Origin of the sequence: Streptomyces sp. Sge12 (assembly GCF_002080455.1) — a bacterium.
Classification (GTDB): domain Bacteria; phylum Actinomycetota; class Actinomycetes; order Streptomycetales; family Streptomycetaceae; genus Streptomyces.
In genome coordinates, this window is the sequence record NZ_CP020555.1 from 4,620,796 (window position 1) to 4,633,677 (window position 12,882).

8 protein-coding genes are annotated in these 12,882 nt (G+C 75.7%); all 8 read right to left on the reverse strand.

The features are described from left to right. The 8 genes from B6R96_RS20730 to B6R96_RS20765 all read right to left on the reverse strand — a co-directional run bounded on the left by B6R96_RS20730 (position 1) and on the right by B6R96_RS20765 (position 12,881). A complete protein-coding gene (locus B6R96_RS20730; RefSeq protein WP_107475554.1) occupies positions 1-6,270 on the reverse strand; it encodes a type I polyketide synthase in 6,270 nt (2,089 codons plus the stop codon). Between the two features lie 123 nt (positions 6,271-6,393). Further along, positions 6,394-7,449 (reverse strand): beta-ketoacyl synthase N-terminal-like domain-containing protein, encoded by a 1,056-nt coding sequence (locus B6R96_RS20735; protein WP_081523194.1) that lies wholly within the window; start codon positions 7,447-7,449, stop codon positions 6,394-6,396. Then, positions 7,446-8,702 carry a beta-ketoacyl-[acyl-carrier-protein] synthase family protein gene (locus tag B6R96_RS20740; protein WP_081523195.1) on the reverse strand — a complete coding sequence of 419 codons (1,257 nt, stop codon included), beginning with the start codon at positions 8,700-8,702 and terminating at the stop codon, positions 7,446-7,448. Before B6R96_RS20740 ends, B6R96_RS20735 begins: the two co-directional genes overlap by 4 nt. 12 nt (positions 8,703-8,714) lie before the next feature. Next, positions 8,715-9,461: a 3-oxoacyl-ACP reductase FabG gene (gene fabG, locus B6R96_RS20745; RefSeq protein WP_081523196.1), complete on the reverse strand. Its 747-nt coding sequence runs from the start codon at positions 9,459-9,461 to the stop codon at positions 8,715-8,717. Continuing rightward, a complete protein-coding gene (locus B6R96_RS20750) occupies positions 9,461-9,730 on the reverse strand; it encodes an acyl carrier protein (protein ID WP_030386298.1) in 270 nt (89 codons plus the stop codon). The genes fabG and B6R96_RS20750 overlap by 1 nt, the downstream gene beginning before the upstream one ends. Before the next feature lie 38 nt (positions 9,731-9,768). Beyond that, a complete protein-coding gene (locus B6R96_RS20755) occupies positions 9,769-10,599 on the reverse strand; it encodes an SDR family oxidoreductase (RefSeq protein WP_081523197.1) in 831 nt (276 codons plus the stop codon). 9 nt (positions 10,600-10,608) lie between these two features. Further along, positions 10,609-11,598 (reverse strand): beta-ketoacyl synthase N-terminal-like domain-containing protein, encoded by a 990-nt coding sequence (locus B6R96_RS20760; RefSeq protein WP_081523198.1) that lies wholly within the window; start codon positions 11,596-11,598, stop codon positions 10,609-10,611. A 26-nt stretch (positions 11,599-11,624) separates the two neighbouring features. Next, complete coding sequence (locus B6R96_RS20765; RefSeq protein ID WP_081523199.1) at positions 11,625-12,881, reverse strand: beta-ketoacyl-[acyl-carrier-protein] synthase family protein; 1,257 nt, start codon at positions 12,879-12,881, stop codon at positions 11,625-11,627. Between the last annotated feature and the right edge of the window lies 1 nt (position 12,882).

A 12,882-nucleotide genomic window follows, 5' to 3' on the forward strand; every position in this document is an offset into this window, starting at 1 on the left:
TCAGGCCTCCTGTTCCGCGAGCCGCTCGACGAGGGCGCCGGCCAGCGGCCGCAGGGCGCCGTACGTCCACAGCAGGGTGGGTGACAGCCGGAGTCCGAAGTCGGCCTCCAGCCGGTTGCGCAGCTCCAGACTCATCAGCGAGTCCAGTCCGAGGGACTTGAGCGGGGTCTCCCGGTCGATGGATTCCGCGGGGATCCGCAGCACCCGGCCGGCGAGCTGCCGTACGCGTTCCTCGGCCACGGCGGGCCGCTCCGCGGCGGCGCACCCGTCCAGCAGCCGGCGGAAGTCGCCGCCCGACGCGGCCCCCGGCTCCTTCGTGGTGCGCAGCAGGCTCCAACTGGGCAGGCCCGCAGCCGCCGGGTACGTCTCGAACCAGCGGCGCGGATCCAGCGCGACATAGCCCACGACGCTCTCGCCGTCCGCGAGGAAGGACTCCAGCGCCTGCCAGGCCTCGGCGGCCTCGAACCCGTCCATGCCGCGGTCGGCGAGCCGGTCGCCGCGTGCGGCGGACCGGGCCGCGAGGCCGATGCCGTCGAAGGTGCCCCACTGGACGCTGAGCGCGGGGCGCCCGGCCGCGCGCCGGGCCGTGGCCAGCGCGTCCATGGCGGTGTTCGCCGCCGCGTAGGCGGACTGGCCGACGTTGCCGACGAGCCCGGCCGCCGAGGAGAACAGCACGAACAGGTCCAGCGGGTCGTTCGCCGTCAGCCGGTCCAGCTCGGCCGCGCCGTCCAGCTTGGGCGCAAGCACCCGGGCCACGCCCGCCTCGTCGAGGTTGCGCACCACCGCATCGGAGAGGACGCCCGCCGCATGGAACACCCCGCGCAGCGCCGGCAGTTCGGCCCGGATCCGGGCGAGCGCCAGGCCCAGGGAAGTGGCGTCGGCAACGTCCGCGTGCACCACCGACACCCGCGCGCCGGCCTTCCGGAGCACCGCGATGCGCTCCGCGGCCCGCCCGCTCGGCTCCGAACGCCCCAGCAGGGCCAGGGCCGTCGCCCCGCGCGCCACCAGGTGCTCGGCGAGCGAGAGGCCGAGGTCGCCCAGACCGCCGGTGATCAGGTAGCTGCCGTCGGCGCGGAACCGGCCGTGCGGCAGCGGATCCGCCACCACCCGCTCCACGGACTGCGGCGCGTGCAGGACGAACTTGCCGATGTGGTCGCCGTGCGACATGGCGCGCAGCGCCTCCGCCGCCCGGTCGAAGGTGTACTGGGTGACGGGCAGCGCGCTGAGCCGGCCCGCCTCCACCTCGTCCCACACGGCGCGGAACAGCCGGGCGAACCGGTCGGGACGCCGCATGACGAGCCCCTCCAGGTCCACGGCCGCGAAGCTGACGCCCTTGCGGAACGGCGCGAGCCCCAGCGTGCGCTCGCCGTGGATGTCCTTCTTGCCGACCTCCACGAACCGGCCGTCCTCCGCGAGCACCTCCAGGCCGCGCGTGAGGGCCGCCCCGGTCAGCGAGTTGAGGACCACGTCCACCCCGCGGCCGCCGGTGCGGGTGCGCACCGCGTCCGCCCAGGACGGCTCGCGCGAGTCGAAGACGTGCTCGATGCCCAGCTCCCGCAAGTAGGCGCGCTTGGCCGCGCTGCCCGCCGTCGCGATGACCTCGGCGCCCAGCATCCGGGCCACCTGCACCGCGGCCAGGCCCAGGCCGCCGGCCGCGGAGTGGACCAGTACGGTCTCGCCGGGCTCGATCCGGGCCAGGTCGTGCAGCGCGTACCAGGCGGTGGCCAGTACCAGGGGCAGCGCGGCGGCGTCCTCCTGCGTCATCTCCCCGGGCACCGGCCGCGCGTGGTCGGCGCGGACGGTCACGTGCGAGACGATCGCGCCGAAGATGCACGCCACCACCCGGTCGCCGATACGGAACCCGGTCGTGCCCGGGCCCACCGAGACGACGCGGCCCGAACAGTCGCCGCCGAGCAGCTCCTTGCCGCCCGCCTCGTCGGGGTAGGTGCCCACGGCCTTCATCACGTCGATGAAGTTGAGGGAGGCCGCGTCCACCTCGATCTCGATCTCGCCCGGTCCGGGCGCGCGCCGTGCCAGCGGCAGGTAGCGCAGCGACTCCCACAGGCCCGGCCGCGGGCCGGGGTGCAGCCGGAAGGGCTGGCGGACCGTGTACGGCAGGACCTCACCGGTGTCGTCCGGCCGGCGCCCGCCGCGCTCCAGGCGGCCGGCGAGCCGCCGTCCCGCGCGCTGCAGGACCTGGTCCTCGCGCTCGGCGTCCAGCAGTTCGCGTACGACGTCCGCCGGCCAGCCGGCCTCGCGCAGGGTGTCCACCAGCCGGGCCGCGAGGCCCGGGTGCTCGCCCTGCAGCACCCGTACGAAACCCCAGTACAGGGCCGACCCGGGGTCGGGAGCCTCGGTGGCCGAGGCGGCCTGCGCCCCGGTGGTCAGCACGGTCAGCCGCGGCGCGACGGGCCGGTCGGCGCAGGCACCGGCCAGCGCGGCCAGGGCGCCCAGGCCCGCCCGCTGCTCCGACGTACCCGCCGCACGGTCGGGGGCGACGAACACCACCTCGCCGCCGTCGGCCGCGCGCAGCACCCCGGCCAGGTCCGCGCCGGCCGGCGGCAGCGTCACCGCGGTGCCGCCCAGCGCCGCGGCCAGCTCCCCGGCGGCGGCCGCGGCCGACTCCGGGCCGCACACCAGCCAGGGGCCCCGCTCCTGCGCCCCGTCCGGCCCGGTGTACTCCCGCTCGTGGAAGCCGAAGCGGTGCACGCGTTCGGGGGCCGGCCCGGACCGTTCGCCCGTCAGCAGGCGGCGCAGTTCCAGCCCGGCCACCCGGGCGACCGGCTGGCGGTCGGGTCCGTACAGGGTCAGGTCGAAGAGGCCGTCGGGCCGGCGCAGCGCGTGCACCCACAGCTCGGTGAGGTCCGAGGGCCGTCCCGGCAGGAGCGAGAGGCGGTCGATCGCCACCGGCACCACGGTGCCCTCGTCCCCGACGAGCGCGAGGGAGAGCTGGAACGCCCCGTCCCACAGCGCGGGGTGCAGCACGAACCGGCGGGCGCCGGGCCGGCACTGCTCGGCGAGGACGACCCGGCCGAGTGCCTCCTCGCCGCGCACGCGCAGTTCGCGCACGCCCTGGAAGGCGGGCCCGTACTGGAGTCCGCGCGCGGTGCAGGCCCGGTAGAACTCGGCCGCCTCGACGGCCTGTTCCAGCAGCAGGGCCGTCGGGAAGTCCGGTACGGCCACCTGCTCGGCGCGGTACGAGGCCTGCGCGGTCATGTGCCGCGTCCAGCCGTCGGCCCCGTCGGCCAGCGACAGCACCTCCAGCCCGGCGCCCTCGCCGGCGTCCTCCCGCCAGACACCGCCCAGCTGCAGCCCGGCGTCGGTGAGCGTCATGTCGCTCAGGAAGGACAGCCCGCGCAGCGACTGCGGCACCCCGCCGGTACGGGCCGCCGCGGTGCCCAGGCACAGCTCGACGGAGGCCGCTGCGGGCACGACGACGGCGTCGTGCACCCGGTGGTCGGCGAGCCAGGGGTGGGAGCCGGTGCCGATCTCGGCGGTGCCGTGCCAGGTACCGGCCTCGGTCGGCAGCGGTACCAGCGGGAACGCGAACGCCGCCGAACGGCCCGTACCGCGCTGCGCCGCACCGACCCAGTAGCTCTCGCGCTGCCACGGGTACGCGGGCACTCCCGCGTCGCGCGAGGCCGGACGCGGGCCGTAGGGGGTCAGCCCCGCCACATGGCCCTCCGCGAAGCTCTCCGCGAGGTCCTCCGGGGCGCCCCGGTCCCGGTGCAGGGTGCCCAGGACGGCCGGCGGCTCCTTGCGCAGCGCGCCGATCCGCTCCAGCGCCGGCACCAGGACCGGATGGGCGCTGACCTCCACGACATGGGTGACGCCCTCGTCCAGGAGCGCGTCCACGGTCCCGGCGAACATCACCGGGCGGCACAGGTTCTCCACCCAGTACGCGCCGTCCATCTCCGGACCGTCCAGGACGGCGGTGCGCACCGTGGACATGAGCGGGATCTCCGCCTTGCCGGGCCGCACCGGGGCCAGTACCTCGTGCAGCTCGTCGGTCAGTTCGAGCATGAGCGGGCTGTGGGAGGCGTAGTCCACGTTGATCAGCCGGCAGTACGTGCCGTCCGCCTCCAGGAGCTCCTTCAGCAGCAGTACCGAGTCGGCGTCGCCGGACAGCACGCAGGAGCTGGGGCCGTTGTGCACGGCGAGCGCCACACAGTCCTCGAACCCCTCCAGGGCGGCGGTGGCCGCGTCCACGTCGAGGTCCACGGCGAGCATCCGGCCCGTGCCCGCGGCGGTGCGCAGCAGGACGGCGCTGCGCCGGGCCACGACCAGGGCCGCGTCCTCCAGGGAGAGGATGCCCGCCACGGTGGCGGCGGCGATCTCGCCCTGGCTGTGGCCGACGACCACGTCCGGCTCGACACCGGCGGCGCGCCAGGCGGCGGCCAGCGCCACCGAGACCGCCCACAGCACGGGTTGGACGATGTCGACGCGCGCCATCCAGGCGTCACCGGCGCGGCCGGTGAGCACCTCGGCCAGCGACCACTCGGTGTGCGGGGCGAGCGCCCGGCCGCAGCGGTCGATGACGGCGGCGAAGGCGGGGTCCTCGGCGTACAGCCGGGCGCCCATGGCGGCCCACTGCGATCCCTGGCCGGGGAAGACGAAGGCGGTGCGGCCGCGTTCGCGGGCCCGCCCGGTGACGGTGCCCGACGAGGTGGCCTCCGGTTCGGCCGCGTACGCGTCGAGCGCGGCGCGCAGCCCGTCGCCGTCGGTGGCGACGAGGCCCGCCCGGAAGGGGAACCGGTCGCGCTGCCAGCCCAGGGCGGCGGCGATCTCCCGGGGGTCGGCGCCGGGCCGGTCCAGGGCGGTGCGGACATCGCGGGCGCGCTGTACGAGCGCCGCCCGGCTGTGGGCGCTGAGCGGCAGGACGAACGGCGTGTCGCCGCCGGTGGTGTCCTTCGCGTCGGCCGGCTCGGTGGTGGTGTCGGCGGCGTCGCCGGTGTCGGTGTCGGTGTCGGCGTCGATGTCGGCGGCCGGCGGTGCGGCGGTGATCACGGCGTGGGCGTTGGTGCCGCCCCAGCCGAAGGAGCTGACGCCGAGGTAGACCGGGCCGTCCGTGGGCAGCGGCAGCGGCTCCCGGACGACCCGCAGGCCCAGTTCGTCGAAGGGGATGTCGGGGTTCAGCTCGGCGGAGTGCAGGCTGGGCGGTACGACGCCGTGCTTCAGCGAGAGCACCGCCTTGAAGAGTCCGGCGAGGGCGGCCACCGGCTCCAAGTGCCCGATGTTCGTCTTCACCGAACCGATGCCGAGCGGCCGGCCCGAGCGCTCGGGGGCCCGGCCCAGCACCCTGCCGAGGGCCGTCGCCTCGACGGGGTCGCCGGCCCGGGTGCCGGTGCCGTGCGCCTCCACGTACGCGACCCGGTCGAGCGGGATGCCGGAGTCCGCGTAGACGCGGCGCAGCAGGTCCTCCTGGCCCGCCGCACTGGGCGTCACCAGGCTGGTGCCGCCGCCGTCGTTGTTCGAGGCGGTTCGCACGATCACCGCGTGCACCCGGTCGCCGTCCCGGCGGGCCTGCGCCAGCGACTTGAGGTAGACCGCGGCGACGCCCTCGCCGCGGACGAACCCGTCGGCCCCGGCACCGAAGGCGCTGCACCGGCCCTTGGGGGAGAGACCGCCGAAGTGGGTGAGCCCGATGGTCACGTCCGGGGTCAGCATCAGGTTGGCCGCGCCGACCAGGGCGCCGTCCACATCGCCGGAGCGGATCGCCTGGCAGGCCAGGTGCAGGGCGACCAGGGAGGAGGAGCAGCCGGTCTCCAGGGTGAGGCTGGGACCCGTGAGGCCGAGGAAGTAGGAGATCCGCGCGGACAGCATGTCGAGCGCGTTGCCGGAGATGGAGTGCTGGGTCGGGCGGGCGCCGCGGTCCTCGCGCAGCCGCTCGTAGTCCTGCCACAGTCCGCCGAAGTAGACGCCGGTGCGGGTGCCGCCCAGGCTCGCGGTGGGTATGCCCGCGTCCTCCAGGGCCAGCCAGCTGGTCTCCAGCATCAGCCGCTGCTGCGGGTCGAGGACTTCGGCCTCGCGCGGGGAGACCCCGAAGAACGCGGCGTCGAACTCGTCGATGCCTTCCAGGAATCCGCCGTGGCCCTGGATCTCCTTCTCCGGGTCCAGGGGCTGATCGGTGCTCCAACGGGCCGCGGGAACGGGGCGGATCGCGTCGCCGCGGTCCATGAGCAGGTCCCAGAACCGGTCCGTGTCGGGAGCGTCAGGGAATCGCCCTGCCATCCCCACGATGGCGATCAGCTCAGCCGGGTCGTGATTCACTTCCTACCTCCGTACGGCAGGGGCCGGAGGTCCGGTGCTCCCTGGTGCGTTCATGAGTTCTGGGTCTGGAGTTCCGGGCCGGGTTCTGGGTCCGGGTTCCGGCTTTCGGCCGGTGCAGGGCCGCTACGGGACGCGCACGACGACGGCCGCGGCCTGCCCGTTCCCGTCGGTCGTCAGGACCAGCGCGGGTCCGGCGCCGGGCCCCCGTCCGGCCAGGGCTCGTGCGGTCAGTGCGACCTGGAGCAGGGTGGTGGCGCCCGCGCAGTCCCCGAGGGCGCCGAAGGGGCCGAGGACGGGCACGTCCGTGCCGTCCGTGCCGTCCGCGATGTCGGCGGTGTCGGAAGTGGCGGAGGAGCAGACGAGGGACAGCTCCCCGGCCGCCACGCCGGCCACGGCCAGCGCCGCGCCGATCGCGGGACCGGCGGCGCTCCCGCCGTCGACCGCGCCGCGCAGGACGGTCGGTCCCGCGAACTCCGCGTGCACCCGGGCGCCGCGGGCGCGGGCCCGGCCGGCGTCCTCGACGACGAACACCACCGCGGCCTCACCGGGCGGCGTACCGCCGTCGCCCGCGGCGAGCCGCAGCGGATCCAGGACGTCCACCGCCGCCACGAGCACGGCCTGCGCCTGCCCGGTGGCCACGTAGTCGGCCGCGACGGTCAGCGCGTGCGCCCCCGAGCAGCGTCCGGCGGTGACCGTGACGATGCTGCCCTGCGCGCCCGCGGCGATGGACAGGTCCGAGGCCGCGGCGTTCAGGCTGCCCTGCGGACCGGCGTACGGGCTGACGAGTTCGGGTCCGAGGGTCAGACCGTCGCGCAGCACCCGGAGGTAGCCGGACAGGCCGGCGGCGGCGGTGCCCAGGACCACGGCCGTCTCCTGCGGGTCCGGTGCGGTGTCGGCCCCGAACCCGGCGTCCTGCCAGGCGAGCGCGCCGAGCCGGGAGACGAGCAGGGACTCGCGGCTCAGCGCCCGCAGCCGGCGGCGGCCGAAGGCCGGTACGTCGGGCAGGTCGTCGGCCAGCGCGCCGGCCGGGGCCTTGACCTCGCCCGGGTACAGGCCGTCGGTGGCGGCCGTCGGCGTGAAGCAGCTCCGGCCGGCCTCGAGCGCCTCCCAGGTGGTGTCGAGGTCCGGGCCGAGCGCGGTGGCCAGGGCGATGCCGGTGACGGCGGCGGTGGGGCTCATAGGGCGCTCCCTGCTGTGCTCGTGACGGTGCCGGGGCGGGCGCCCGCGGCGGTGCCCGGGCGGGTGAAGACGGTGCAGGCGGTGTTGCCCCCGAAACCGAAGGCGTTGTTGACCGCCACCCGCACCGGGGTCTCCCGCGCCCGCCCCCGTACGACGTCCACATCGCACTCCGGGTCGAGGTCGACCAGGTTGGCCGTCGGCGGGATCACCCCGTCGCGCAGCGCCAGCACGCACGCCACGGCCTCGATCGCGCTCGCCGCGCCCTGGGTGTGCCCGAGGGCCCCCTTCAGCGAGGTCACCGCGGGGGTCCGCGGGCCGAAGACCTCCCGCAGCGCCTGCGCCTCGACCCGGTCGTTGGAGGGGGTGCCGGTGCCGTGCGCGCTGACGTGGTCGACCCGGTCGGGCGAGATGCCGGCCATCCCCAGTGCCCGCAGCATCGAGCGGCGGGCGCCGCTGCCCTGCGGGTGCGGGGCCGTCATGTGGTGGGCGTCGGACGCCGAGGCCCAGCCGGCGAGTACGGCGTGGATGTGCGCGCCGCGGCGGCGGGCGTGCTCGTACGACTCCAGGACCAGTGCCGCGGCGCCCTCGGAGACCACCAGCCCGGCGCGGCCCCGGTCGAACGGCCGCAGGCAGTCGGGGGCCAGCGAGCGCAGGCTGGCGAACATCATCATGATGCCGCTGGACAGCTCGTCCACCCCGCCGGCGATCATCACGTCCGCGCGGCCCGCCCGGATGGTGTCCGCGGCGTGGGCCAGCGCACTGTTGCCCGAGGCGCAGGCCGTGGCGACCGCCGTGCCCGGGCCGAGGAAGCCCCGTTCGCGGGCCACCGCGTCCACGAGGTCCGCCGCCGAGCGCCGCCCCGCGGGGAAGTCCGTACCGCGGTGGAAGCCGGTGACGGCCGGCTCCATCCCGGCGCGGCTGCCCAGCAGGGTGCCCAGGCAGATCCCCGCCCGGTACGGGTCCCCGCTCCACCGGAGGATCCCGGCGTCGGCGGCCGCGGCCTCCACCGCGGCCGAGGCGAGCCGCAGGCTGCGGTCACCGCGGGCGCGCGGCGCGTCGAAGCCGGTGACCTCGCCGGCCAGCCGGGCCGGGAAGTCGGCCGCGTCGGGACGGGTCAGCGGCGCCGTGCCGACGACCCCGCGTACCGCCGCGTCCCAGAAGCCCTCCACGGTCGTACCGATCGGGGTGAGCACACCGAGGCCGGTCACGACGACCGCCGTGGACCCCGCGTGCGCCGCTGCTGTTGCTGCCATCAACGCGCTCCCTCAGTTGCCGATGCCGCCATCGATCCGGATCACTTGTCCCGTGATGTAGGAGGCGCGGTCCGACGCCAGGAACGCCACGGTGTCGGCCACCTCCGCCGCGGTGCCGATCCGGCCGAGCGGGATCTGGGCGAGGACGGCCTCACGGGCCTTGGCCTTCATCCCGTCGGTCATGTCCGTCGCGATCAGACCGGGCGCCACGACATTGGCGCGGATGCCGAACCGGGCCACTTCCTTCGCCAGCGACCGGGTGAAGCCGATGATCCCGGCCTTGGAGGCCGCGTAGTTGGCCTGTGTGGCGCTGCCGCACACCCCCGCCACGGACGACAGGGTGACGATGCTGCCGCGGCCCTGCTTCATGAGGGCGAAGACCGCGGCCCGGCACACGTTGTAGGTGCCGGTCAGGTTGGTGTCGATGACGCTGGTCCAGGCCTCCTGGCCCATCGTCACCAGCGGGCCGTCCTGGACGATGCCCGCGCTGGTGACGATCGCGTCGATCGCCCCGAGCCGCTCCTGCGTGCCCTCCAGGAAGCCGCGTACGGCGTCCGGGTCCGTCACGTCCACGGACGCGCCGAAGACCCGGCCGCCGTGCTCGGCGGCGAGGCGCTCGATCGCGTCGGCGTCGGCGGGGCGGGAACGGTAGCAGTAGCCGACGTCGTAGCCGTCGGTGAGGAACCGCTCCACGACGGCCCGGCCGATGCCGCGCGATCCGCCGCTGACCACCGCGACCGGACGGCTGTCCTGCGGCATCAGGCGGTACCGAGCTTCTCTGCCAGCAGGTCGTGCACGACCTTCAGGGAGCGCATCAGCTGGAGGTTCGACTCCTCCATCTTCACGTGGTACTTGCGCTCCAGGGTGACGAGGATCTCCAGCGCCAGCAGGGAGTCGACGTCGAGGTCCTCCTTGAAGTCGGCGGTGTCGGTCACCTCGGAGGCGTCGACGTCCAGGATCTCCGCGATGGTGCTGCGGAGGTCCTCGATGTCCAGGTCGGCGGCGGTGGTGCTGGTCTGCTCGGGCATGATCGTTCTCTCCTGGTGTCGGGTGGGCGGTGCGGGGATCAGACGAGGCCTTCGCCGCCGTCGACGTCGATGACGTTGCCGGTCATCCACGACGAATCGGTGGCCGAGAGCATGACGACGGCCTCGGCGACGTCCTCGGGGACGGTGAGGCGGCCGTGCGGGTTCGACTCCGAGGCGTGCCGGGCCAGTCCGTCGCTGCCCGGGATGCGCAGCAGCGCCGGGGTGAGGGTCAGGCCGGCGCGCAGGGCGTTCACCGAGACTCCGGAGGGGGCCAGTTCGACGGCCAGTTGGCGCACGTGCGAGGCCAGGGCGGACTTGGCGGCGGAGACCGCGCCGTAGCTCGGCATCACCCGGCCGTCGCCGCGGCTGGTGAGCGCGAACACCTTGGCGCCGCGCGGCAGCAGCCCGGCCACCCACAGGTCGCGCACCCAGTACACGAGGCTGTGGCCCATGACGTCGACGGTCATGTCCATCTGGCGCGGGGTGATCACGTCGTCCCGACCGGGCTGACCCGGCTGACCCTCCTGGCCCTCCTGGCCCTCCTGCGGGAGGAAGGGCAGCAGGCTGCCGAAGGCGAGGGAGTGCAGCAGCACCCGTACGCCGTCGGGCCCGGCCAGCTCCTTCAGCAGGGGTACCAGCTCGGCGCGGGTCTGCTTGCTCGCGGCGTTGGCGTTGTGGAAGGACACCTGCACCCCCGTGGCGCGCAGCTCCTCCACCAGCTCGTCGGCCTCCTCCTGCTGGGCCGCCGTGCCGAAGTGGACGCCGAAGACGTTCGCGCCCTCTTTGGCCATGGCCAGGGCGGTGGCCCGGCCCATGCCGCTGGAGGCGCCCAGGATCAGGCACCAGGAGCCCTTGACGGAAGTCAGCATGTGTACCTCTCAGTTGGTGTGTCGGTGGGTGTGGACCGAGGCCAGCGCCACGGTGCCCGCGCGGGATGCGGCGACGACCAGCCGGGTGCCGCCGGCCGCCGGGAGGGGGCGCGCCGCCAGCCGGCCCACCGGGGCGAGCGCCCCGGCACGCGCCCCGGAGTGCTCCGTCGAGACCGGCGCGCGCCCGGCGCACCAGGCGCGCAGGGCACGGGCGACGGCATCGCCGACGGGGGAGGGGTCGGCCAGCAACTCGACCTCGTGGGGGCCGGGACCGGACGCGCAGAGGGCGTCCAGCGCCTGCCGTACGGAGTCCTCCGCGAGCGCGCGGCCCTGCGCCGCGGCCAGCGCGGGCGGCGGGACGAAGCGCAGTACGGTCCGCAGCACCGCCCCGTCGGCCGGTACGGGGCCGCCGCCCGGGCGCAGCACGAGCAGCGCGGCACCCGCCTCCGGCGCGGCGTCACCGGCCCGCGGGTCGGGGGCCTCGGCGGCCCCGGCCAGGGCCACGGCGCCGCGGCCCGCGGCCAGTTCGAGGGCGGCCAGGTGCAGGGCCTCGATCCCGGCCACCCGCGGTGAGGTCACCGTCAGGTTGAAGCCCTTGAGCAGGTGCTCGGTCGACAGGCGGGCGGCGACGAGGTTCACCGAGAAGTACGGCACGCCCATGGGGCTCAGCGCGCCGGCCCCCTCCCGGCGGACCGTCTCCTCGATGTCGGCGTGCAGGGCCGCCACGGCGCTGTTGGTCCCGACGACGGCGCCGCGGAGCTCGGGGGCGTGCCGGTCCGCCTCCGCACCGGAGCCGGCCAGCGCGGTGCGGGCGGCCGCGAGCAGGTACTGGCAGGCGGGCGGCAGGTACTTGTGACCCCGGCCCAGCCGTGCGCGGTGGTCGAACCAGGGTGCCCCGGGGTCGGTCCCGTCCGGCGGCAGCACCAGGCCCGCGCCGTGCACGACGGCCTCGGCCACCGCGACCGGCAGCGGCAGCGGCGGCGGCACCGGCACCGGCACGCTCGTCGTCCTCGCCGCGCTCGCCGTCACCGTGCCTCGCCCCCGAACACCATCGTGAAGTTGCTCCCGCCGAACGCGTACGCGTTGACCAGCACGTTCGGCCGCTCCAGTGCGGTCGGTCCGTCCTGCGGCAGGAGGACCGGGCACCCGGGGTCCGGGTGGGCCAGCGGGACGTTCGCCGGGATCTCCCCGTGCCGGGCCATCAGGGCGGCGGACACGGCGGCGAAGGCGGCGGCGGCCCCGGCGGTGTGCCCGATGAAGGCCTTCAGGCTGAACAGCGGGGTCCGCGCGGCGTGTTCGCCGAGGACCTCGTGCAGCACCTGGTGCTCGATCACGTCGTTCTGCCGGGTGCCGGTGCCGTGCGGGATGACGCAGCCGATGTCGCCGGGTCCGCGCGCCGCCTCGTCCAGGGCCGCGCGGGCGACCCGTACCAGCTGCTCGCCGCCCGGATCGGGTGCGGTGGGGTGGTGGGCGTCGCAGCTCCAGGCGGTGCCGAGCACCCTGCCGTACGTACGGCGGCCGGCCGCGGCCCGCGCCGACTGGAGGACCAGCACGGCGGCTCCCTCGCCGAAGACGGTTCCCCGGCGTTCGGCGTCGAAGGGACGGCAGGTCTCGGGGTCGGCGGCGCCGAGGCGGCTGAAGCTCGCGAGCGGTACCCAGGAGATGCCCTCGGCGCCGCCCAGCAGGACGGTGTCCGCCTCGCCGCGGCGGATCAGGTCCACGGCGACGGACAGCGCGTACCCGCTGGCGGCGCAGGCGTTGCTGACGCTGATGTTGGTGCCGAACGTGCCGAGTTCGCCGCCGACCGACGCGGCGACGGAGAACATCGGCTCCCAGCCGCCGTCGCCGCCGTCGCCGCCGCCGTCACCGGTGCTCCCGGCACTGGTGCTCCCGTCCCGGTCCCCGCTCTCGCGGCCGCCGCTCTCGCCGACCGCGGTGCCGATCACCACGGCCGCCCCCGCGAGCTCGCGCGACCCCAGGCCCGCGTCCGCGACCGCCTCGCGGGCGGCGGCGAGCGCGAAGCCCGCGGCGCGGCCCAGGTCGGCGCGCGCGCCGACGCCGGCCGGGCCGGCCGAGCCGGTCGCCCCGTCGGCGACCTGGTACGCGAGGACGTCCGGCACCCGCTCGGTGAGGCCCGGCACGGGAGTGGGCCGCGCGGTGGCCGCGGCGGCCTTCAGCCCGGTCCAGAACTCGCTCGCGCTGCCGCCGAGACAGCTGATCGCGCCGATTCCGGTCACGAAGACATCGGGGGTGGTGGGGGTGGTGGGTGAGGAGGGGGACAAG

Bases quoted from the DNA above. Each gene is read 5' to 3' on its own strand.
- B6R96_RS20755 (WP_081523197.1), bottom strand. From the start codon at position 10,599: ATGCTGACTTCCGTCAAGGGCTCCTGGTGCCTGATCCTGGGCGCCTCC.
- B6R96_RS20740 (WP_081523195.1), bottom strand. From the start codon at position 8,702: ATGGCAGCAACAGCAGCGGCGCACGCGGGGTCCACGGCGGTCGTCGTG.
- B6R96_RS20750 (WP_030386298.1), bottom strand. From the start codon at position 9,730: ATGCCCGAGCAGACCAGCACCACCGCCGCCGACCTGGACATCGAGGAC.
- fabG (WP_081523196.1), bottom strand. From the start codon at position 9,461: ATGCCGCAGGACAGCCGTCCGGTCGCGGTGGTCAGCGGCGGATCGCGC.
- B6R96_RS20735 (WP_081523194.1), bottom strand. From the start codon at position 7,449: ATGAGCCCCACCGCCGCCGTCACCGGCATCGCCCTGGCCACCGCGCTC.